This window comes from Pantoea sp. NPDC088449, from assembly GCF_044753225.1.
GTDB classification, from domain to species: domain Bacteria; phylum Pseudomonadota; class Gammaproteobacteria; order Enterobacterales; family Enterobacteriaceae; genus Pantoea; species Pantoea floridensis.
This window is the reverse complement of record NZ_JBIVMT010000002.1, coordinates 426,734-449,163: the sequence shown is the minus strand read 5'-3', so window position 1 is coordinate 449,163 and position 22,430 is coordinate 426,734. Positions and strand designations below refer to the sequence as shown.

The window sequence follows — 22,430 nt, the reverse complement described above, 5'->3', positions numbered from 1 at the left end:
CACTTTAAATAGCGACCAATAATTTATAAGTTAATGATTGGTAGACTATTTACCGTCGTTTCATAGTGTGTCGAATGCTTATCCAACATTTATCGCCAATTTCACCGCATCAAGAAAGGCACGCAGCGCTGCGGGTTGCCTATCGCGCGACATATACAGTCCGTAGATCGCCAACGTCTTTGGCTGATAATGGGGCATCACGGTTTGAAGTTGTCCGCTGTCGATCCCCTGCCGCGCTTCCATTTCCGGCACCATCGCCAAACCGCAGCCAGCGATTGCTGCGTCACACAGTACCGAAGAGATCCCAGCGCTGAAATTACCGTTTACCTCTGTAGAAATGATTTCGCCCTGTGTATCGTAGAACTGCCAACGCTGTCCGGCAAAACGGCTGTAATGCAGGCAATTATGCTGGGCCAAATCATCCGGCGTTTGCGGTGTACCGCGGGCTTGCAGATAATCCGGAGCTGCACACACCACCGAAATACATTCGCCTAAGCGCCGGGCAATCGCGCCCGGTTCGGGATCGTCAGTAATACGCACCGCAACATCAATGCGTTCGCCAATCAGGCTCACCGGCTGGTTGTTAATTTCCAGCTCAATGCGCACCGCCGGATAACGCGCCAGAAATCCTGGAATCATCGGACCCAGAATATGCGTGGCGGTAGAGTGCGCACAGGCGACTCGCAGCGTGCCTTGCGGCTGGCCATCTGCCTCCTGGCCAGTGATATCTTCAGCTAACCTGGCCAGCGCCCGGGTTTTTTCGAGGATCTTTTCACCGCTGGGCGTAATACTCAGCTTACGCGATGAACGGTGCAGCAAGCGTGCACCAGCCCATTTCTCCATCTCCTCAAGATAGCGACTCACCATCGGCCGCGAGATATCCAGCGCGCGTGCAGCTGCGCTTAGGCTGCCCAGTTCGCAAATTCGGTTAAATACCGTAGCTGCCGTCACTCTATCCATATTGGCTCCATTTGATCGTTTTACGAAACTGATCATATCCATTTTCGGGAATTCTGGCAGCCGCTGATTTCTCTACAATAGCGTCCTGAATACGGCACATTGCCAGATAAAGGATAACGTGATGAAAATGAAAATACTGTCGCTGGCCCTGGCGTTAAGCGCCCTGCCTGCTGTTGCCGCGCCGTTGCAGTTAGAAGTTTATAACCCGCAAGAAAAGGGTATTTTCCCGGTCTCTTCCACACTGGTTTCTGGCCCGCATGAAGCCATGCTGTTTGATGCCCAATTCAGCGTTAAAGACGGTGAAAAACTGGTGCAGATGATTAAAGCCAGCGGCAAAAAGCTTACGCAAATTGTCATCACTTCCGGCGATCCTGACTTTTACTTTGGACTTGAACCGATCGTAAAAGCGTTCCCGCAGGTGAAGATTGTGGCGTCAGCCGATGTGGTAACGCATATTGAAGCCACCAAAGCAGCCAAGCTGGCGTATTGGGGGCCACTAATGAAAGACGGTGCACCCAAGCAGTTGTATGTGCCACAGGTGACCGACGCCACCCGCTTTAACGTCGATGGCGAAACGCTGGAACTGCGTCACCCCCATGATTACGCCGCTTATGTATGGATCCCGGCCAATAAAGCGATTTTGGGCGGCACCGGCGTGGCGGCAGGCATTCATGTGTGGACTGCCGATACGCAAACACCAGCCATTCGTCAGCAATGGCGCAGTGTCCTGAGCGAAATGCAAAAACTGCAGCCGAAGGTGGTCATTCCTGGGCATTACCTCGGTACTCGCCCTGCTGGAGATGCGGCGATCACCTTTACGTCCCACTATTTACAAACGTTTGAGCACGCGTTGCAGCAGCATAAGCAAGCAGCGCCTGTGATCGCGGCCATGAAAGCGTCCTATCCTCATTTACCCGATGAGAGTTCGCTGGAGCTCAGTGCCAAAGTGAATACCGGCGAAATGAAGTGGTAAGCAATACAAACAGAACATGATTTGATAGGATTTTGGCCCGATATAGCTCATTAAGGTAGCGGGCCATGCCGCAAAACAGAGCCACACTAATTGGTTTGATTGCCATTTTACTCTGGAGCACCATCGTAGGACTGATTAAAACCGTCAGTGAAGGTTTTGGACCGGTTGGCGGTGCCGCGCTCATCTACAGCGCGAGCGCAGTTGTGCTGCTGTTTAGCGTCGGATTGCCTTCCTTACGCCGCTTTCCACGCCGTTATTTACTCTTCGGCAGCGTGCTCTTTGTTTGTTATGAACTCTGCTTGTCACTCTCGTTAGGCTTTACTCTCAGCGGTCGGCAGGCGATTGAGGTCGGCATGGTCAATTATTTATGGCCGAGTATGACAATCGTATTAGCGGTCATCGTCAATCGCCAAAAAACCAGCCCGCTGATTATTCCCGGTGTGTTGCTGGCCGTGGCGGGGATTTGCCGCGTGCTCGGCGGTGACCAGGGTTTTTCATTCAGCGAAATAACCCGCAACGTAATGGATAATCCTTTGAGCTACGGCCTTGCCTTTAGCGGCGCGGTTATTTGGGCAGTTTATTGTGTTGTAACCAGGAAAATTGCTGATGGCAGCAATGGTATAACGCTGTTTTTTATTTTAACCGCATTGACGCTTTGGCTGAAATTCCTGCTTTCCCCCCAACCTCCGTTTCACTTATCCGTGGCGGCATGGAGCAGTTTGGCTTTGGCCGCTGTCGTGATGGGCTTTGGCTACGCCGCGTGGAACGTGGGGATTTTGCACGGTAACGTCACCGTGCTGGCTGCCGCATCCTATTTCATCCCAATAATCTCTTCGCTCCTTGCCGCCTTTATTCTTCGCTCACATTTGACGACGTCCTTTTGGCAAGGCACAGCCATGGTGAGCTTCGGTTCTCTACTGTGTTGGTGGTCAACACGTGCAGTGAAACCATAATGCTTATCCATTCAACAAAATTAACTCGTTGATCATTTCCTGTACTACAAGCGACACGTTGCTAATATAGTGACGCAACACACAGCAATGCGTTGCAACGAGAATTTCCAAATTGGTAACGTTTACCCGGCCCGCTTAGCGGGCTTTTTTTTGGCTTAAACCGAGTCAGAGATGCTGGAATGCCGATCGGTTAAGCAAAAAAATGCCTGTTTATGCAGGTGCGCATGAATGCGCATCCTACGAAAACCCGGCTATACCTACGCTGGTTCACCATTCATGGTGACCGATTCACGCTTAACTAACGAGCCTTAAGTCAGAGATGCTGTGGCTTTTCTGTGCGGAATCCTAATCCAATCAGTCGCCCAAAAAGATGGCGCAGGAAGGGAAAGCGGCTGATAAGTTGCGGCACTTTACTCGGCGTAGTGCGTTTACGCTTGCCCCCGCTCATCTTGATTTGTAGAAACTGAGTGGCGACGGTGGGAAATTGACGACGCTGCTGCACTTTTTGCAGATCGCGCAACGTGACATTGCCCTTTAGCAAGGGGCTGGTCAGCATGTTGGCGGTCGCGACAGCATCCTGAATCGCCAGATTCACCCCAACACCGCCAATCGGTGACATCGCATGCGCGGCATCGCCGATGCACAACACGCCCGGTTTCATCCAGCGATCGAGACGGTCAATACGAATAGATAATAGCTTGAGCTTTTCCCACTCATCTACTTCTGCCATGCGTGCAGCGCTGAAAGGGGCAACCTGCGCAATAGCGTTGATCAACACCTCTAATCCTGCCGCTTTCAGCGCTTCAAATTGCCCCTTTTGAATGGTGTAACCGCACTGCCAATAATCCCCCCGATCGATGACGATGAAGTTTTGCTTCGGCCCTTTGTGCCCCATACCCCACTCAGGATCATCAGGCTGTTTATCCAGGCGGAACCACAACACATCACGCGGCGCACCGAAGCTTTTGCCGGTTAACCCCGCTTGCGCTTTTACTTGTGAATTGCGGCCGTCTGCACCGATCACCAGAGAAGTCCGAACGACCCACTTTTCGTTACCCTGTAACGCCTGCACGCCACTTATTTCCCCTTTCTCATACAGAAAGTCATCAAAAGCGGTGGATTGCAGTAGCGTAAAGCCGGGGAACTGAGCGGCTTTATCCGCCAGGAAATTAAGGAAGTCCCATTGTGGCATGAAGGCGATAAAGCGGCACTGGACCGGTAAACGAGAGAAATCAGCCATCGTGACCTCTTCTCCCGCCACTTCCGCCTGGAGTTTCTCGGCACGTTGATGCGGCAATGCCAACAGCTCATCCAACAGCCCAAGCTGGTGCATAATTTCTAACGTGGACGGATGAATCGTGTCACCACGAAAATCGCGCAGGAAATCAGGATGTTTTTCAATAACAACCACCTTTAATCCCGCACGCGCCAGCAAATAGCTAAGCATTAGACCGGCTGGCCCTCCGCCGACGATGCAACAATCAGCGGTTAATTCCTTTCCCAATGGTGTTTGCACATTTGCCTCACGTAAAAATGATAATGGTTATCATTTATAGCATACGCGGCTTTAATGCGATGATACAAACACCGATGCCTGATGCGCAGGCGGCACTGCAAAGTTACGCTGCATGCGTTTAATCTCTTCTGCAGGGGGTAAACCAAACAAACGTTTAAACTCGCGATTAAACTGTGAAGCGCTTTCATAACCGACAGCATGACTCGCTGCCGCTGCGGTCATCTCTCTGCGAACCATCAGCATGCGAGCCTGATGCAGACGGACAGATTTAACATATTGCATAGGTGGCTGATTGGTAATGTTTTTAAAATGCGTGTGAAAGGTGGGCACGCTCATTCCCGCTACCGCCGCCAGCTGACCCAGCGTTAACGGCTGCGCATAGTAGGCATGAATGTGGCTTAGCGCTTTCCCCACCTTGCCAAATCGCCCCTGCAATGTCAGAGCCGATCGCAGCGCACTGCCCTGAGCGCCGGTCAGTACGCGATAATAGAGCTCGCGCACCAGCGAGGGGCCGAGTATCTTTGCATCCAGCGGGTGGTTTAGCGCAGTAAGAAAACGTAGCACCGTTTCCCGCAGCGTTTCATCCATTGGACTCGACATCATGCTCTGCGCCGCTTTAACCTCAAACCCCACCTCCTGCTGCTCCAGCTGCAACATCAGTTCGGTCACGACGTTGAAGTCCAGATGCATATAAATGGCCAGCAGCGGATGTTCTGCCGACGCGGCGGTTTCCATTGTAAAAGGCACGGGAACCGAGACCGCCAAATAGTGCTGCTCGTCGTACAAATAGACGCGATCACCAAAGAAGCCACGTTTCGAACCCTGACAAACAATCACGATACCCGGATCGTAGAGAACAGGCGTGCGTGCTAGCGGGCGATCGGAACGCAGGATGCGCACATCGGCCAGTGCGGTGAGGTTATAGCCCTCCTGTGGCGCTAAAGCTTTCAGCAATTCCACCGTCTGATTTTGTAACGTTTCATTCATCATCGAAAAATTGAACTCATAACTTTAGGCAATATAACAACAATATCCGGCCTTAAACTTAGCATGCAATGAGAATAATATGCACCTTCCATTCATTCAGGAAGACAACAAATGTCCAACATAAAAACGTTATTAATTACCGGTGTGAGCAGCGGATTTGGTCGCGCACTGGCTCAGGTCGCGTTAGAAAGGGGCTATCGCGTGGTTGGTACGGTTCGCAATGCCACGGCGAAAGCGGCATTTGAAGCATCAGAGAGCAAAAATGCTTTCGCCTATCTGCTGGATGTTACTCATTTCGCAGCGATAGATGACGTGATTGCAGATATTGAGGCGCAAATTGGTCCGATAGACGTGCTAGTGAATAATGCGGGATACGGCCATGAGGGCGTTATGGAAGAGTCATCGCTGGATGAGATGCGCCAACAATTTGACGTTAACGTATTTGGTGCAGTGGCGATGATAAAAGCGGTGCTGCCTTTTATGCGTCAGCGTCGCCGTGGTCATATCATTAATATCACCTCAATGGGCGGCTTTATCACTATGCCGGGCATCAGCTATTACTGCGGTAGTAAATTCGCGCTGGAAGGAATATCGGAAACCTTAAGTAAAGAACTGGCAACGTTCAATATCCATGTCACCGCCGTGGCGCCCGGTTCATTCCGTACCGATTGGGCCGGTCGTTCTATGGTACGTAGCGCGCGCAGCATTCCGGATTATGATGCGTTGTTTGATCCTATTCGCCAGGCGCGTGAAGAGAAAAGCGGCAAGCAGTTGGGCGATCCTATTAAAGCCGCACGCGCCATGCTGGACGTGATTGAAAGCCGCGACCCGCCAGCGCATTTGCTGCTAGGCAGTGACGCACTCAGATTGGTGCGGGAAAAACTGCACTTATATAGCGAGGAGATCGATCGCTGGGAAGCGATCACGCGTTCGACAGACGGTTGAGGAGCTTAAGGCCGCATAATTTGAGACAGGGCAACGCTCAAATCATGTTTTCTCTTAAGTTATTGTTAACAATAAATTAGCACTTTTGGCTAAAATGGCGCCTCGGGGATTCGTCATATTCCTGTACAGATTAATTTTATTTGTATAAGTTTAATGGGCTTTTAGCCACGTTAACCTCGAGGGATGAACCATGCGCCAGGATCGTAATTACTCAGCGGCTTCAGACGCCATCGCACGTTACTTTAATGAAGCGTCTTTACCTTCACAGCAGGAAACGCTCGGCCAACTCGTGGTTGAAATTTTGCGTTCCGGACGTACGCTCAGTCGCAAATCGCTTTGCACCAAATTGCTCTGCCGCATGGAGCAGGCGCGCGGAACGGAAGAGGAAATTCACTATCAGCAATTGATTGGACTGATGTTCTCAGTAGAACGCGAAGCGTGAAAATCTCCTTTATCGGCTTGAAAATTATCCACGTGGTTTTATGTCTTTCGCGTTTGCATGACCCTGAATCCACGATGCTTTACGGCAGTAATTAGAGAGTATTTATGTACAGAAGTGATGAAGAACGACTCACTGATATCATCATGGGCGATGCAATTTTACAGCTGCTGAAAAAATCTGGGCCGATTTCATCACGCGCCCTGCTTGATAAATTGCGTAAAATGGCTGCGCTCGAATATGATTCAGCGCGCCAACAAGCGTTTAGCCGAGCAATGACTGAAGTCATGAACCATATCGAAACACCTCAAGCCGCTGGCGTGGCCCTTAAAAGCACGGATAATGTTACGCATATTTTTCGTAACCGTGACGCCAGTGACGATACCAAGCATTAGTCGGCGCGTTCACGCGCACTTAACCGCATTCACATTAGCGCAATACCAAAGCGTTTTAATAGCGTTGCCCAGAGCAGAAATAACAGAATGGTGAGTGCGCAGCTCGCCAGTAATGTCGGCCAAAATCCCCAGCGTTGATAGAGAAAGGGAAAGGCCACAAACATTGGCAATGTAGGTACCACATACCAAAAGGTATACCACGCGTGACTGGCTATTTTGGCCTGGCTCTGCCCTTCCAGCTTCATCCAAATCAGCACCAATACCGTCACCAACGGCAGCGCGGCAATTAATCCGCCGAGGCGATCGCTACGTTTTGCCACTTCAGATATCAGCACCACCATGCCCGCCGTGATGGCATATTTGGCGATAAGCCACAGCATCAAATCTTACCTCCAGCACTCAAATCTTAATTATCAGTGGCGAATCGCACACCCACACTGCAACATCTCGCCCGGCACAGGTTTGCCCTGATGCGAGTGACGTACCTGAAGTTCGCCTTGCTGCCACGAGCCACTGGTATCAACGCGGTTTTCAAGTAAGCGATTGAGCGCTTCGGCCACCAGCAAATCACGCCGTTGCGCCCAGCTGGTGAGATGCCAGGTGGAGGCCCGCGCTTCATCAACATCATCAAAACCAACCACTGCGACATGTGCCCCCTGGCCAAAATCGCGCACTGCCTGTAAGGCACCAAAGGCCAGCACATCGCTCTCACAATAGAGGGCATTAATGCGCTCGGCGGCGCGCGTTTTCTTTAGATACGCCATCATAGCCTCATAAGCCCGTTCGCGCGCATTACCGCCTGCGTAAAGCTGAAGGTTCAGCGCTTTCTGCTCGAGCTGCAAACTCGCGACAAATCCCGCCATCTGGCGAACGGGCGCCGTGTTTTGCTGGCTATGCATAAAACCAAACCGTTGATGACCTTGCGCTAGCAGCAGTAATCCCATCTCTGCGCCTGCGTTATAACCATCGGCAACCACCACATTGGCATTTGCACTGACGCTTGGGCTGAGGTGCACCGTCGCGACCTGCGGCAGAATATCCGTCGCCACGCTGAGTTCATCGTCAAACAGCGATGTCAGAAATACCAATCCGCTAATGTTGAGCTGCACCAGATTACGCAAGGTAGTTTGATAGGTTTCGCGTGAAGTCACATTCAGCAGGAGAGTGATGAAGCCGCGCTCATTGAGCTGACGCGTCACCTCATTCAGTAGTTTTATACTATTCGGATTGATGAGTTCATCGCTAATAATACCGACGAGGTTGGAATTAATGGTCATGGCCTGACTCTCCTGCAGCTTAACGCGCGGTAATTTATTATAGGTACGTAGATAAGCATTCCACGTTACCCGAATAATCCGCTATCGCCAATCAACGCAATGGGTTGCGCACGCATTGCGCGATAAATCGCGCCGCTGCAAGGTGCGGTGATTTTATGCGGCGCTTCACCGATCGGCATTATGTTATCAATGGCGCCCCTGCGCTGATTAAGCTGGGTTTAGGTAGGGTGCGCATTTATGCGCACCTGACAGCTACTCCTCCAATAATATCGCGAATCCGCCGTAAATCATGCGTTTGCCATCGAAAGGCATATTATCACCCAGCTCTTTCATGCGCGGATCGGACATCATTTTGGCATTCGCTGCGTCGCGAACCTCTTTCGACGTATACTCAATCCAGCTAAATACCACCGTTTCTCCCTCTTCGGCTTTTACCGCGCGATAAAAATCCGTTTGCGTACCCACGGGAACATCATCAGCCCAACACTCAACGATACGCGTGGCGCCAAACTCTTTAAACAGCGGCGCGGCCTTGGCCGCCATGGCTCGATAATCTTCCTTATTCGCCTCCTGTACCGCTACAACAAAACCATCAACGTACGACATAGCGATTTACTCCGTCGTCATTTGCACGGTCAATAATAACCGCACAGTAATTGTATGAATGATGTGCAATACAAGCCGGAATACAGATGAAAATTTGCGCGCTTACTCGCAGATTCTGCGCGTCACGGGGGAATTACGTTACACTGACGCCTTTGATCGTTACGACACCGAGAAATTTATGCGTATTACTATTGAACCGGCCGATCAGCCATTTATTCACCGCTTGCTAGGCGACGTTGTTGAGAGTATTGAGACCGCATCGCCACAGGCCGCGCAAATGCAGCAGGCACTGAACAGTGCGCACCAGCAAAAAAACCACGAAGCCAACCTCGACTGGAAGCGCAATGCGCTGTTTCTGCTGTTATTCGTCTTTCTCTATGCCGCATTGGGCGCATCGTTAACGCTGGACCTTACCCCGCAGGTATCCAGCCATAAAAGCCTCGCCTATGCGCTCGAGGCAGTGCCAGTGCTGATCGCTTTTTCCGGCTTATTTGTATCGCTGCTGTATCTTTTTCTTACCCGTAGTGGTGCGCGGCGACTGAGTAATTGGGAACAGGGTATTGAAGTATTAGAAAAATACAGCGGTGCGAATCTCACGCGGCAAATTAATGAAATGGGCGCGCGAACCACTAACTATTCTCAGTCGGCGATTAATGTAGCGCTAGCGCTGTTTATCTGCGTGACATGGGTGGTGATGTATAACTATTTCACCTTCACCACCAGCGGCGTAATCGGCAGCGTGATTTCACTGTTTATCACCACCATGGTTTACGTGATTCTGGATATTCAGCTGCTGAAATCAAATTCGTCCATCGCGATTGATGAGCCGCTAATTCCAGAGGAAAACGAACAAGAAAGACCATAATGCTCTGCAGGCAGCCGAAAAAGAAGACACGGTGACTCAATTTTTGCACATGTCGTAACGGCGCGATTTATCGCGTTATAAATTGCACCGCTACGATACGTGCATTAAGGGATATCGCTATTCAAACGCTAACTGAGATCGCTGCCGTTGCTGGCAATAACCCGACGATACCAATCAAAGCTTTTCTTCTTCGAACGGGAAAAATCACCGCTGCCATCGTCATTTTTATTCACGTAAATAAAACCATAGCGTTTGCTGTATTGCCCGGTGGTGAAAGAGACGCAGTCAATACATCCCCAAGGGGTATATCCCATTAGGTCGACGCCGTCTTCCGTTACGGCTTTCTTCATTTGTTCAATATGAGCGCGCAAATAGTCAATCCGGTAGTCGTCATTGACTTCACCCTTTTCATTCAATTTATCAATGGCACCAAAGCCGTTCTCAACAATGAAAAGTGGTTTTTCGTAACGTTCATAAAGAATATTCAGGACATAGCGCAGGCCAACCGGATCTATCTGCCAGCCCCAGTCAGAGGCTTTAACGTGAGGGTTTGGCACGCTGCCCTCAAACCCAGAAAGTGCCGTGCCGCTGCCAGCATTTTCTTTGCTGACGGCATTACTCATGTAATAGCTTAACCCGATATAATCGGCACATCCTTCACGCAGCACCTGCTCATCGCCGGGCTCCATTGCAATATGGTATCCCTTACGTTGCCACTCCTTGAGAATATAAGCCGGATAATGGCCGCGCATATGCACGTCACTGAAGAGAAATCGCTCCCGCATAGCTTCCTGGGCATACATCACGTCATCAGGATGACAGGAAAACGGGTATAACGGCACCATCGCGATCATGCAGCCAATTTTTAGTTGAGGATTAATGTCGTGCCCCAGCTTCACGACCTGCGCACTGGCAACAAACTGATGATGCAGGACCTGATACATGCACTCTTCGGGATTAGGCTCATCGGTGAATATAACCCCGGAGCAACAGTAACCGAAAAGAGGGGTTTTCCAGTTGCGCTGATTGTTAATTTCGTTAAACGTCATCCAGTATTTAACTTTGTGCTGGAAGCGTTGAATAACCACCGTGCTGAAGCGGACAAAAAACGCCATTACCTTTCTATTTTTCCAGCCGCCATATTCGGTTGCCAGCAAATTTGGCATTTCAAAATGGGACAGCGTGATAACCGGTTCGATGCCGTATTTCAACAGCTCATCGAATAGCGCATCGTAAAAACGTAGTCCCTCTTCGTTCGGCTCGGCTTCATCGCCGCGAGGAAAGATACGTGACCACGCAATCGAGGTGCGAAAGCAGCGAAAGCCCATTTCAGCCAGCAGCGCTACGTCCTCACGGTAACGATGATAAAAGTCCGCCGCCTCATGGTTCGCATACAGGTAGCCTTCCTGAACCCCATCAGTGATGACTCGGTCAATGCCGTGCGCCCCACTCGTCAGTACATCGACAATGCTGGGCCCTTTACCACCTTTATCCCAACCACCTTCCACCTGATGTGCGGCAACAGCGCCACCCCACATAAAATTTTTCGGAAATTCGTTATTCATTTCATTCTCTCAATATATTCAAAGGGTGCCAGGTTGAGGCATTGCGGTCACTTCGGGCTGGCTCTGTTCTTTGAAACCCGCTACCCAGGCGAAAATAATCCCCAGCACGAATGCAACGATGATGGACAGCAGGAATCCGAGGAACTGCGTCATGTGCCCTTCTTTGAAGAACACCGGCAGAACGGCGATGCCGGGAATGCAGTAGCTCCAGGAAACCGCATTGAAAGCGCCAGCGATCACACCCCCCGCCGCTCCGGCCAGGCAGCCACAAATCATCGGGCGCTTAAGGCGCAGTGCCACACCGTAAATGGCGGGTTCGGTAATGCCGAACAGCGCGGTAACACCCGCCGACAATGCCATACGCTTAAGCTCAGCATCTTTGGCCTTCAGGTAAACGCCCAGCACAGCGCCTGCCATACCAAATACCGCCGAGGCCTGCAGCCCGGTAAAGGTGTCGTAGCCCAATGTCGCATAGTTTCCGACGGTAACTGGCGTGATCCCCCAGTGCACACCCAGGGTAACAAGCGGCATCCACAGGGCACCTACCACAAACCCGGCGATCGCGGGACTCAGATGATAAAGGGTGTTATAGACCCCACCGATGGCGCCACCGATCATGTTGCCGACAGGTCCGAATGCCAGAAGCGTGAGTGGCACCATGATGGCGATGCAGAACATCGGGGTGAAAAGATTTCTTATCACCATCGGAAGCAGGCGTTCGAAGAAGCGCTGAACATAAGACATGCCCCACACCATCAAAATAATGGGAATAACGGATGAGGTGTAACTCAAATACTGCACCGGTAGCCCCATGAACGTCAGCGGAGCGGCATCAAGCGGAATGCCGGCAATCTCAACCAGCACTTTTGAGATTGCGGGATTTTCAACCGCGCTTTTCATTAAGGCATGCACAGCCGGATCGGCTGAGTTGGCGGTGAGGATTTTATTGGCCGTCAACATATTCAGGTAGTCCGGCGACACCAGAGCACAAGCCGAGATAACCGCTGTGAACGGATTTACATTGAATTTTTTTGCGGCGGTAAAAGCCACCATGACGGGAAGGAAAGTAAAGCCCGTCCAGGATACATAGTTAAGTATGCGATAGGTTCCTCCTGCTGGGTCCATCACACCTAATGCGGTCAGCAGAGAAATGATGCCCTGCAGAACACCGCAGGCTGCCAGCGGATAAAGGAAAGGCGCAAATATGCTGGAGATGATATCCATAATGCGGCTGACAATGCCGACGTTAGGTGCCGTTACTGCTGCGCTTTCGTCAATGTTCAGCAGATTCTGAACTTCACGATAAGCGTCACCCACGTGGTTTCCGATTATCACCTGCATCTGGCCGCTCGCCTTAACGGCGGTAATTACACCTTTTACACGTTTCAGCGATTCAACATCGACCTCAGAATGATCTTTAAGCACAAACCGCAGTCGTGTGGCACAATGCGTGACGCTTATCACATTATTGTCGCCACCAATCAGTCTTACGATCTCTTTCGCAGAATCTGCATAATTTATTGCCATCTTGTTTTTCCATTACCAGAGGGAATTCAGCCCATCAGGAGCGAACTTACTCTGGCGATGTTAGAAAATACGCCTGGCAATGTCACGTGGTCACAATATGACAAACCGGGTCGATAATTACAAAAATGTCACACCACGTGACAACTCACTGACATTATTCACCACCAGTTTTCTACCGATAGATTCAAGAATAAAAATAACCGGAACCTGCGTTGTAATATCATATTCATTGTCAATCAAAATGCGCGAAACATGATAAGGAATAATAAAATCAGAAAGCTTCGCCAGGGTTGAATTCGGGTTACTGGTAATGGAAACAACTTTGCATTTATGGATAACAAACTGTCTGGCGAGTTTCAAAATTTCAGGCGTCTCGCCAGAAACAGAGAGTATGACGGCAACTGAACTCTGGACCATGTCGGTACTGACCGGATAATAGGGATCGTCAATGTGATTACTGAACTTACCAATATTAGAGAAAAAGCGCGCACCATACCTTCCGAGCGTGCCAGAGCTGCCTGCCCCAACAAAGAAAACCCGCTCTGCATTGCGAATGTATTCTGCAGCATGCTCAATAAGCGCATCGAACTCATCATTCCTGATGCTTTTAAAGAAAGTCAGTATCTCCTCTGCGCCATGGGGTATGAGTAAGGTACTGTTTCTATGCAGGTGCAATTTCATACTGGCTTTAAGTTCAGAGTAACCTTTGAAATCCATTTTTTTACAGAATCGAAGAACCGTCGCCGTAGAGACACCAGAATTATCGGCCAGCTCCCTTATTGTCATATAAATAACCGCGTTAATATTCTTTATAATATAGTTATGCACGCTGCTTTCGAGTGCGTTAAGTTTAGATAATCTTCTGGCGTCGAACATATATTTAAACATCCTGATGCGACAATTTTTCCACCTATCTTGTCACAAAGCGTGACATCTATGCGGACTTTAACGCTAAAAGCGTCATGCGGAACAAAAAGAAATTTCATTAAATGTGATAGCTAGCACATTTTAATGATGAAGCCTCCTGACTCTATCCAGCTTGATTATCATCAGGAAACTCATGTGGGAGTCATTTGGCGCTGGAAAAGCGGTTATAGTCCCGTTATCATCGATTCAACTTTTCACTTATTGATAACTAAGGAGGATTACTATGCCCGCGTGTGAATTGTTTATTTACTCACACTTCTATAGTAATTGGCCGCGTTCAGGCATTTCCGCACTCGTGCTGCGATAATCCGTCCTGAGCGAAGTTTTCTCAATCTAATTCCTCCGGCTTGCTGGGTTGTCGTCAGCTTTTTATGACGTCAGGCTTTTTTACGCCTGCAACTTATGAGTAAGCACATGAGCACTTTACTATCTGCACAGGCTATCGGCTTCGATAACGCCTTCGGCACCCTGTTCCACGATATTCATTTCAGCCTGAAAAAAGGCGATCGCATTGGTTTGCTGGGCGATAACGGCACTGGCAAAAGTACCCTGTTGAAGATCCTCAGTGGTGAGCTGGAAGCCAGCCACGGCTGCATAACACAGGCCAATCACTGTTTACTGGCGCGCATTGAACAACATCTGCCAGATGCGCTGCACTCTTCTACGCTGCTTGAGGCCGTAATGGCGCGATTAGCGCACCAGAGCGATCGCTGGCGTGCGGAAGCACTGCTTGGCAATTTGGGTTTTACCGCGCAACAACAAACGCAAAGTATCGAAACCTTGAGTGGCGGTCAGCATATGCGCTTACTCCTGGCACGCGCATTGATTCTGCAGCCGGATTTGCTGCTGCTGGATGAGCCCAGTAACCATCTTGATCTTCCCACTTTGCTGTGGCTGGAAAATTTCCTGCATAGCTGGAGCGGCAGCTTTGTGCTGGTCTCTCACGACAGCACCTTGCTTGATCGGGTGACCAATTGCAGCTGGATTCTGCGCGATCGCGGCCTGCAATTCTTCCGTCTGCCCTGCAGCGCGGCTCGACAGGCGCTGCTTGAGCAAGACGCAGCCGATGCGCAACGCTTTCAGGCTGAGCAAAAGGAGATTGAACGCGTAGAGAAAAGCGCTAAACGCCTGGCGATGTGGGGGCGCACCTATGATAACGAAGGCTTGGCGCGCAAGGCACAGCAAATGGAGAAACGTGCCGGCTGGTTAAAAGAGGCGCAAACCACGCTGAGTGAAGGTTCGCTGTGGCGTCTTCAGCTGCACGGCGAGGCGCTGGACGCAAATCGCGTGCTGGCGCTGCCAGAGATGATGATTCATCCTGCTGAAGGAGCGCCCGCGCTCTTCTCTCTATCAGAAATGCAGGTAAAAAGTGGCGATCGCGTGGCGATTGTTGGCCGCAATGGTTCGGGAAAGTCTTCACTGCTGCGGCACCTGTGGCGTGAATATCAGCACACCGACAGCGCGCTGTTTCATCCGCGTGTGCGCCTTGGCTATTACGATCAGAGCCTGCATCAGCTGCAAGATAATGCGACCCTCTCCGACGCGCTTTGCCAGTTTGCGCCACTCAACGACGAGCAACGTAAAATGGCGCTGATCGCTGCCGGTTTCCCCTATTTACGCCATCAGCAGTTCATTGCTTCACTGAGCGGCGGAGAGCGTTCGCGCTTACTGTTTGTGGGATTAACGCTGGCACGCTATTCGCTGCTTCTGCTCGACGAACCAACCAACCACCTGGATATGGTAGGAAAAGAGGAGCTGGCGGAGGCGCTAAATCAATTCCACGGCGCGGTGCTGCTGGTATCACACGATCGTCAGTTAATCGCCAACAGCTGCAATCGCTTCTGGTTGATAGAGGATCGGCGGCTGCGTGAATGGCATGATTTTGATGTAGTCACCGAGCGCATGCGTACTGAGCAATCAATAGCGAAATCTGACGCGATTGCCCGTCCCGCGACGGCTCAAGCGCTGGATGAAGATGCCCTGCTGTGGGCACTTTTGCACGTCGAAAGCAAGCTGGATGAGGATCTGGCGCGCAAGCCTAAACATCAAAAGCCGGCGTTGCAGGCGCAGTGGCGTGAGGAGATTGCGTTGCTGAAAACCCAGCTCGATCTGTAAGGTATGCACGCGTGAACCGGGTGGCCATGAGGAGCCTAATGCTGGTTAGTTAAGACATGAAAATCCTCATTACCGAGCGCACACCTTGTAGCGGCGCAATTCATTGCGCCGCTACGAAAGGTGCGGTGATTTGATACGGTGCTTAACTGATCGGCATTACGCCATTAACGTTCGGCTTAACGCCTGCGCCGTCTTTTTTAACTGCTCCGCCGGATTGCGTCCAATCAATACATACTGATAACCCGCACGATGCCACCACACGACATTCATGCCCTGCCTTTTTTCCTGCACCAGCTCGGTGGACTGCTGATGATCTTCGCGGGAAATGCACAGCGCCATCGGACCGTAATTGCTGTGATTCCAGGCGATCTGCGTGATTAACACATCGTCATAACGCAGCATGCGCACGCTTTTCAGATTCGCTTCCGGCAGAGTTAACTGCGCGGGAGTGAGGTGCAGATCAAGATCGCGCGCGGTTCGCGCGAGCGAACGTTGTAAAATCTGCGGTGAACTGTCGACGTCTGCCAGCGTTTCGGTGCTGTAAAGCGACATATACTGCGCTTCCAGCTCACGAATGTTGGCGCTTTCCCCCTTTTCTGCCTGCGCTGTGGGACGCGTCAGAAATCCCAGACCTCCACCAATCAGCAAAAAGCTGACGGAAGCGGCAATCATCGCGCGACGGCTCACCTGGGCGGGCATTTTCTGCGGCGTGGCTGGCGTATGAGCCAGCAGATATTCTAACCGTTGCGCCATGCGCGCCTGCGGTGCAGCTTCCAGCAAAGAGGCAAACGCCTCGGCAAAAGGTTGATTGCTTTGCATCAACTCCGCCGTGCGCGCCGAGAGCGTCTCGCTGCGCTTAAGTTCGGTTTCAAACGCCTGCGCGTCTTCCACATGCATCTCACCATCCAGCCAGGCAACGATGGCCTCATCCGCGTAGGGCGAATTAAAACGAGCTGCCTTCACAAACGTTTCTCCCTTATATCTGGCCGCGCGGTGATGGCGCCGGCCAAGGTGCTACGCGCCGCGGCGAGGCGGCTCATGATGGTACCAATGGGCACCGCCAGCGTAGCGGCGGCCTCCTGGTAGGTGAAGCCTTCAACGTAAACCAGAAAGACCGCGTTACGCTGTGCTTCCGGCAGCTGACCAACGCGCTGCATCACTTTGGCGTACTGCAAGCGCTCATCGCTGAGCGTCTGCAGATCGGGTGCCACCAACTCATCGCTATCGACGAAACCTTGTCCCACGCGAACCCGCTGCGCCCGAAGTTCGTTAATCCACACTGAGTGCAGCACGGTAAATAACCAGCGGTCGATGCGCGTGCCCGGCGTGTAGTGGTGAGCGCGCTCGAGCGCCCGCACGCAGGTAGACTGCACCAGTTCTTCGGCCACGTCGCGATTACGTGATAACACCATCGCGTAACGCCACATGCGTGCCAGATGCGCGGCTAAATGCTGACGAACTTCAGTGCTGGTGATTTTTTTCTCCTCCAATAGCCGACATCGTCAGGCTTCAGGATGTCCCTGAATGGCCGCGTGTAAATCGCGGTACTCTTCGCAATCAACGCCACATAACGATTTAATAATGGTGAGCTGCTCTTGCGCCAGATCCGGACGACCTTTGATCATCCAGGCTTCCCCGAGGTATTCGCGCACTTTGGCATATTTGGGATCCAGCGCGATCGATTTCTGATAATAACGCATACCTTCATCGGTGCGTCCCAGCTTGCGCGTGGCATAACCACGATAATTCCATGCTTCTTTCGTGTTCTGATTATGTAACGTATCCAACAGATTTAATGCAGCCTGGTATTCGCCTTTTTTCGCCAGATGATAGGCGTATTGGGTCTTATCACTGTCGCTCAGCATGCTGGTTTTTTCTGGCACGCAGGATTTGGATTTACTGTCATAAACCTGACCTTTCGGGCAATCCGGCGTTTTTTTGTCGCTATCATCGTCGCCCATCGCCAGTGCCGCCGGTACATGCAGCGCCAACAGCAAAGCCGGCATCGCTAACCAACGCAACTTCATTATCGTCTTCATCATTTTTCCTCACGGAGTGACATGTAGCGCTAAGTTGTACTGAGTTAAAAAGTGACTCAGATAGGCTGTAAACAACTCAACTCACATTTCTATTCGGAAAAATTTACTTTTATTCAACTGCCACGTACTGCTGGCAAAAAACCGGCGAATTTTCTCCAGTTTGTCCCATTTAATGATTATGATTCTCACTTCATAAAAGGGACGCTTATGCTCAATATCTCAAAGAAGTGGTTGTCGATCGCGATCGCGCTGCTCATTATCCTGCTGCTCATCTGGCACTACGCCGGTTCAGGCACTAAACCGAATACCGTTGTGACCGCCGTGGTGCGCCAGGGCGACATCGAAAATGTGATTGCCGCAACCGGCAAAATGGATGCGGTGGAACGCGTCAATGTGGGGGCTCAGGTCTCCGGTCAGGTAAAAAAACTCTATATCAAGACCGGCGACAACGTGCGTAAAGGACAGCTGATTGCCGAGATTGACGATCAACCCCAGCGTAGCGATTTGCGCAATGCGCAGGCAGCGCTTAGCGTAGCGCAGGCCGATTTAGCGACGCGTGAAGCCACGCTGGTGCGACAGTCGGCGCAGTTCAAACGTTTGCAGCAGATGATTAAAACCAATGCGGTATCGCGCCAGGATTTTGACGAAGCCGCAGAAGCGTGGAGCATTGCGCAGGCGGAGCTGACGGCACAGAAAGCGCGCGTGATTCAGGCACAAATTGAGGTAGATAAGAAACAGCTCGATCTCGGTTACACCCGCATCATGGCGCCGATGGACGGCACCGTGGTCGCCATTGTCACTAAACAAGGCCAGACGGTGAATGCCGTGCAAACCGCGCCGACTATCGCCAAGCTGGCGCAGCTGGGCACCATGACCATCAAAGTGCAGATTTCTGAAGCAGACATCAATAACGTTCAGCCAGGCCAAAAGGCGTGGTTCACAACTTTCTCCAACCCAGATAAGCGCTATAACGCCACTTTGCGCAGCCTCGAACTGGCTCCCGAATCGGTGATGAAAGATGATGCGCTGATGGGCAACAGTGAAAGCACGCCGAGCAGCACGACGAACGCCGCAGTCTATTACAACGCCCTGCTCGATGTGCCGAACCCGGACAATGCGCTACGCATCTCCATGACGGCGCAGGTCAATCTGCTGCGCGACGCCGCTAAAAATACTCTGCTGGTGCCGGTGCAGGCGACAAAGAAAGATGCCAACGGTAAAACTTACGTCGAAATCCCTGATGCAGAAAATAAGCCGGTTAAACGTCTTATCACCACTGGCATTTCTGACAGCGTTGATATTCAGGTGCTGAGCGGATTAACAACCGGTGAAAAAGTGATTCTTGCTACCCAGACGGCGGGCGCAGACAAGGTGGTGATGTGAATATCATCGAACTGAAAAACATTCAGCGCAGCTATGTTAACGGTTCCCAATCTCTGCACGTGCTGAAAAACATTAACCTGAGCATCGCCAGCGGCGAGTTGGTAGCGATCATTGGACCTTCCGGCTCGGGAAAATCCACGCTGCTGAATATTCTTGGCTGTCTTGATGCGCCGGACAGCGGCGATTATTTGATTGGCGGCCAGCATACCGCCACGTTATCACCGGACGCGCTGGCGAAAGTGCGGCGTGAACATATTGGCTTTATCTTCCAGCGCTATCATTTAATGCCGGACCTTAGCGCTTTAAGCAACGTTGAAATTCCCTCCATTTACGCCAATCTGCAAGGCAAAGCGCGGCTGCAACGGGCAGCGGCGCTGCTGGCGCGTTTGGGTCTGGAAGGACGCGAACATCACAAACCGGGTGAACTTTCCGGCGGCCAGCAGCAGCGCGTGAGCATTGCGCGCGCGCTGATTAACGGTGCTGAAATCATTCTCGCCGATGAACCGACCGGCGCGCTGGACTCACATTCCGGTGAAGAGGTGCTGCGTATCCTGCACGATCTCAATCGTGAAGGTCACACCGTGATCATCGTGACGCATGATATGAAAGTGGCACAGCACGCCGATCGTATTATTGAGATCCAGGATGGTGAGATTTTTGCCGATAGCGGTCGCAAACAGGACACGACGCGCGCGCGTTATATCCCTGCGGCCCGTAAAAGTCAGAGCAAATTGCGCGGATGGGTTGATCGCTTGCGTGAATCGCTGCGCATGGCGTTGAATGCCATGAACGCACATCGGCTCCGTACCGCATTGACCATGACCGGCATTATTTTTGGCATCGCGGCGGTGGTTACGGTGGTAGCACTCGGCCAGGGCGCACGGCAAAAAACGCTGGAGAGTATCTCCGGTCTCGGCACCAACGTGGTGTCGGTGTACGCCGGTGGCGATTTTGTCGAAGATGAAGCGCACCCGGTTTTGACCCTGGTGATGGCAGATGCGGAAGTGATTGCGCGTCAACAGTTTGTCGCTGCTGTCAGTCCGGAGATGATCGCCAGCCAACCCATCCGCTATCTCTCTAACGCCTCGAAGACCTCGGTGTATGGCGTGGGTAAAGAATATTTCCAGATTCAGGGTATCAAACTGCTGGAGGGCAGCAACTTCAGTGATGAACGCCATGCACGCCAGGAGATCATCATTGATACCAACACGCGCAACAAGCTGTTTGGTGAACACGGCGACAGCCCAATTGGCAAAATGATCGTATTGGGTTCAGTGCCGGTGCGCGTCATTGGCGTGGCGGATAATAATGATGGCATGTCGCCTAACCGGCTCAGCGTATGGTTGCCGTGGAGCACCGTGATGTATCGCATCAGCGGGCAGACTGCGCTTACCAGCATCAGCATTAAGTTAAAAGATGACGTGGTCAGCGGCCCGGCGGTGGAGTCGTTGACGCAACTGCTGACTACGCGACACGGCACCAAAGATTTCCTGATGTTTAACCGCGATAAATACCGTAAGGCCATTGAAGATGCGGCGGCAACGTTAACCTTGTTGATTCTGTTAGTGGCATCAATCGCACTGATGATTGGCAGCATTGGCGTGATGAACATCATGCTGGTGTCGGTCACGGAACGTACCCACGAAATCGGCGTGCGCATGGCGGTTGGCGCGCGGCGTGGTGACATTATGCAGCAATTTATGATTGAAGCGGTGCTGGTATGCCTGGTCGGCGGATCGCTCGGCGTCGCGTTAGCGCTGGTGATTGGCCCCATTATTAGCCTGCTGGCGGGCGGCATGATCACCGCAATATTCTCGTGGCAATCGGCAGGCGCAGCCTTTGCCTGCTCCACTATTATCGGCATGATTTTTGGCTACTTGCCGGCCCGCAAAGCGGCGCGCATGGATCCGGTCGCGGCGTTAGCCAGCGAGTGATTTGAAACGGTGCGCATCAATGCTCCATTTCGTATGATGCGTTCATTGAAACGGTGCGCATCAATGCGCACCCTACAACGTCGTAGGGTCGCCATTTATGGCGACCGTTAAGCACACAGCTCAGATCAACATCGGCAAGGTCGCAGTGGCCGTTTGCTGACTTGCCGCCAGATAACGCGCATCGTGCGTCATCAGTTCATTAATCAGCACTTCCACCAGCAGCATCGCACCCACTTTACCGCCCAACGCTCCCGCATTGAACGGCCCCTCGGGGCGCGCGGCCACCAGCAACATATCCGCTAAACTGCCCATCGGACTGCGCAGCGTATTACTCAACATCAGCACCTGAGCACCCTGCTTTTTTGCCACCTTCACCACGTGCATCACATCTTTAGTCGATCCGGAAGCAGAGATAGCGATCACCAAATCGCCCGTGGATAAAGTCGAGGCGTTCATCGCCGCGCGATGCATATCACCAAATAGCTGTGCCGATTTACCTAAGCGCAACAAACGATAGTGCAAATATTCACCGGTGATCGCACTGGCGGCTACGCCGTAAATCTGGATCGATTTGGCCTGATGCAGCGCATCTACCGCCTGCTGAAGCACTTCGCGATGAATGAATTTTCCGGTATCGCGTAATGCCTGCACGGTTTCTTCTACCAACATGTCAATGCTATCACCGCTGGCGATCGCCGCGGGCTGGCTGTGCTGTACATCCAGCGCCAGCGCCATTTTGAATTCGGTATAACCTTTGCAACCCAAATGACGGCAGAGACGCGTCACGCTGGCTTCGCTGGTTTCGGTCTCGCGCGCCAGTTCGGTGATGGTGAGATACAACACTCTCTGCGGTTCGGTGAGTATGAAATCGCCCAACTTTTGCAGCTTTGGGCTGTAGCCCGGCAATCCCTGTCGCAGGTGCAGCAAGATGTTTTCATTGTCCGTCATGGCAGCCTTCCCTTTTCGCGTCGTTGATGGCGCACAGTGTGCAGCAGATTAGGGCATAAGTGAAAGCTATCACAAT

Annotated in this window: 22 protein-coding genes; 9 read left to right on the top strand and 13 right to left on the bottom strand. The window is 51.7% G+C overall.

Going from position 1 to position 22,430, the window contains the following annotated elements:
- Positions 1–78: 78 nt before the first annotated feature.
- Positions 79–960, bottom strand: coding sequence for a LysR family transcriptional regulator (locus ACIP6T_RS13330; protein ID WP_400457648.1), 882 nt, complete (start codon positions 958–960; stop codon positions 79–81).
- A 121-nt stretch (positions 961–1,081) separates the two neighbouring features.
- Between ACIP6T_RS13330 and ACIP6T_RS13325 the strand changes: the two genes are divergently transcribed.
- Both ACIP6T_RS13325 and yddG read left to right on the top strand, forming a co-directional pair.
- Positions 1,082–1,933, top strand: a complete 852-nt coding sequence (locus tag ACIP6T_RS13325) for a Vmh family MBL fold metallo-hydrolase (protein WP_400457646.1) — start codon at positions 1,082–1,084, stop codon at positions 1,931–1,933.
- A gap of 65 nt (positions 1,934–1,998) precedes the next feature.
- Positions 1,999–2,886 (top strand): aromatic amino acid DMT transporter YddG, encoded by an 888-nt coding sequence (yddG, locus tag ACIP6T_RS13320; protein WP_400457643.1) that lies wholly within the window; start codon positions 1,999–2,001, stop codon positions 2,884–2,886.
- 313 nt (positions 2,887–3,199) lie between these two features.
- Here yddG and ACIP6T_RS13315 read toward each other — a convergent pair whose 3' ends face one another.
- Together ACIP6T_RS13315 and ACIP6T_RS13310 are read right to left on the bottom strand one after the other, a co-directional pair.
- Entirely contained in the window at positions 3,200–4,333 is a 1,134-nt protein-coding gene (locus tag ACIP6T_RS13315; protein WP_400457640.1) for an FAD-dependent oxidoreductase, read from the bottom strand.
- A 120-nt stretch (positions 4,334–4,453) separates the two neighbouring features.
- On the bottom strand, positions 4,454–5,389 hold the full coding sequence (locus tag ACIP6T_RS13310) for an AraC family transcriptional regulator (RefSeq protein WP_097098338.1): 936 nt from the start codon (positions 5,387–5,389) through the stop codon (positions 4,454–4,456).
- 111 nt (positions 5,390–5,500) lie between these two features.
- Between ACIP6T_RS13310 and ACIP6T_RS13305 the strand changes: the two genes are divergently transcribed.
- The 3 genes from ACIP6T_RS13305 (at position 5,501) to ACIP6T_RS13295 (ending at position 7,168) form a co-directional block, all read left to right on the top strand.
- Positions 5,501–6,334, top strand: a complete 834-nt coding sequence (locus tag ACIP6T_RS13305) for an oxidoreductase (protein ID WP_400457639.1) — start codon at positions 5,501–5,503, stop codon at positions 6,332–6,334.
- Between the two features lie 190 nt (positions 6,335–6,524).
- Positions 6,525–6,776, top strand: coding sequence for a regulatory protein YcgZ (gene ycgZ / locus ACIP6T_RS13300; protein WP_097097962.1), 252 nt, complete (start codon positions 6,525–6,527; stop codon positions 6,774–6,776).
- A 104-nt stretch (positions 6,777–6,880) separates the two neighbouring features.
- The gene (locus tag ACIP6T_RS13295; RefSeq protein WP_345830634.1) at positions 6,881–7,168 is read left to right on the top strand and encodes a hypothetical protein; all 288 of its coding nucleotides are present in this window, start codon (positions 6,881–6,883) and stop codon (positions 7,166–7,168) included.
- 29 nt (positions 7,169–7,197) lie between these two features.
- Here the strand turns inward: ACIP6T_RS13295 and ACIP6T_RS13290 are convergent, their stop codons facing one another.
- From ACIP6T_RS13290 to ACIP6T_RS13280, 3 genes are all read right to left on the bottom strand, one after another.
- Positions 7,198–7,548 carry a DUF3147 family protein gene (locus tag ACIP6T_RS13290; RefSeq protein ID WP_097097964.1) on the bottom strand — a complete coding sequence of 117 codons (351 nt, stop codon included), beginning with the start codon at positions 7,546–7,548 and terminating at the stop codon, positions 7,198–7,200.
- A 33-nt stretch (positions 7,549–7,581) separates the two neighbouring features.
- Positions 7,582–8,445 carry a substrate-binding domain-containing protein gene (locus tag ACIP6T_RS13285; RefSeq protein ID WP_400457636.1) on the bottom strand — a complete coding sequence of 288 codons (864 nt, stop codon included), beginning with the start codon at positions 8,443–8,445 and terminating at the stop codon, positions 7,582–7,584.
- A gap of 252 nt (positions 8,446–8,697) precedes the next feature.
- Complete coding sequence (locus ACIP6T_RS13280; RefSeq protein WP_097097966.1) at positions 8,698–9,051, bottom strand: DUF1428 domain-containing protein; 354 nt, start codon at positions 9,049–9,051, stop codon at positions 8,698–8,700.
- A 178-nt stretch (positions 9,052–9,229) separates the two neighbouring features.
- On the opposite strand from ACIP6T_RS13280, the gene ACIP6T_RS13275 reads away from it, so the two are divergent.
- Positions 9,230–9,916 (top strand): hypothetical protein, encoded by a 687-nt coding sequence (locus ACIP6T_RS13275; protein WP_097098339.1) that lies wholly within the window; start codon positions 9,230–9,232, stop codon positions 9,914–9,916.
- Positions 9,917–10,044: 128 nt separating this feature from the next.
- Here ACIP6T_RS13275 and ACIP6T_RS13270 read toward each other — a convergent pair whose 3' ends face one another.
- From ACIP6T_RS13270 to ACIP6T_RS13260, 3 genes are all read right to left on the bottom strand, one after another.
- The gene (locus tag ACIP6T_RS13270) at positions 10,045–11,481 is read right to left on the bottom strand and encodes a 6-phospho-beta-glucosidase (protein WP_400457632.1); all 1,437 of its coding nucleotides are present in this window, start codon (positions 11,479–11,481) and stop codon (positions 10,045–10,047) included.
- An 18-nt stretch (positions 11,482–11,499) separates the two neighbouring features.
- On the bottom strand, positions 11,500–13,008 hold the full coding sequence (locus ACIP6T_RS13265) for a PTS transporter subunit EIIC (protein ID WP_097097968.1): 1,509 nt from the start codon (positions 13,006–13,008) through the stop codon (positions 11,500–11,502).
- A gap of 117 nt (positions 13,009–13,125) precedes the next feature.
- On the bottom strand, positions 13,126–13,884 hold the full coding sequence (locus ACIP6T_RS13260) for a MurR/RpiR family transcriptional regulator (RefSeq protein ID WP_400457629.1): 759 nt from the start codon (positions 13,882–13,884) through the stop codon (positions 13,126–13,128).
- Positions 13,885–14,349: 465 nt separating this feature from the next.
- On the opposite strand from ACIP6T_RS13260, the gene ACIP6T_RS13255 reads away from it, so the two are divergent.
- A complete protein-coding gene (locus ACIP6T_RS13255; protein WP_400457627.1) occupies positions 14,350–16,050 on the top strand; it encodes an ABC-F family ATP-binding cassette domain-containing protein in 1,701 nt (566 codons plus the stop codon).
- 156 nt (positions 16,051–16,206) lie between these two features.
- On the opposite strand, the gene ACIP6T_RS13250 is transcribed toward ACIP6T_RS13255, so the two are convergent.
- From ACIP6T_RS13250 to ACIP6T_RS13240, 3 genes are read right to left on the bottom strand one after another with little or no spacing between them, the layout of a single operon-like run.
- A complete protein-coding gene (locus ACIP6T_RS13250; protein ID WP_400457626.1) occupies positions 16,207–17,013 on the bottom strand; it encodes an anti-sigma factor family protein in 807 nt (268 codons plus the stop codon).
- Positions 17,010–17,540 (bottom strand): sigma-70 family RNA polymerase sigma factor, encoded by a 531-nt coding sequence (locus tag ACIP6T_RS13245; RefSeq protein ID WP_400457624.1) that lies wholly within the window; start codon positions 17,538–17,540, stop codon positions 17,010–17,012. The genes ACIP6T_RS13250 and ACIP6T_RS13245 overlap by 4 nt, the downstream gene beginning before the upstream one ends.
- A gap of 12 nt (positions 17,541–17,552) precedes the next feature.
- The gene (locus tag ACIP6T_RS13240) at positions 17,553–18,089 is read right to left on the bottom strand and encodes a tetratricopeptide repeat protein (RefSeq protein WP_400457956.1); all 537 of its coding nucleotides are present in this window, start codon (positions 18,087–18,089) and stop codon (positions 17,553–17,555) included.
- Between the two features lie 207 nt (positions 18,090–18,296).
- Here ACIP6T_RS13240 and ACIP6T_RS13235 point away from each other — a divergent pair, with 207 nt between their 5' ends.
- Together ACIP6T_RS13235 and ACIP6T_RS13230 are read left to right on the top strand one after the other, a co-directional pair.
- Positions 18,297–19,472: an efflux RND transporter periplasmic adaptor subunit gene (locus ACIP6T_RS13235; protein WP_400457622.1), complete on the top strand. Its 1,176-nt coding sequence runs from the start codon at positions 18,297–18,299 to the stop codon at positions 19,470–19,472.
- Positions 19,469–21,406 carry a MacB family efflux pump subunit gene (locus ACIP6T_RS13230; RefSeq protein ID WP_097097975.1) on the top strand — a complete coding sequence of 646 codons (1,938 nt, stop codon included), beginning with the start codon at positions 19,469–19,471 and terminating at the stop codon, positions 21,404–21,406. Before ACIP6T_RS13235 ends, ACIP6T_RS13230 begins: the two co-directional genes overlap by 4 nt.
- 120 nt (positions 21,407–21,526) lie before the next feature.
- On the opposite strand, the gene ACIP6T_RS13225 is transcribed toward ACIP6T_RS13230, so the two are convergent.
- Positions 21,527–22,354 (bottom strand): MurR/RpiR family transcriptional regulator, encoded by an 828-nt coding sequence (locus ACIP6T_RS13225; protein ID WP_400457619.1) that lies wholly within the window; start codon positions 22,352–22,354, stop codon positions 21,527–21,529.
- Between the last annotated feature and the right edge of the window lie 76 nt (positions 22,355–22,430).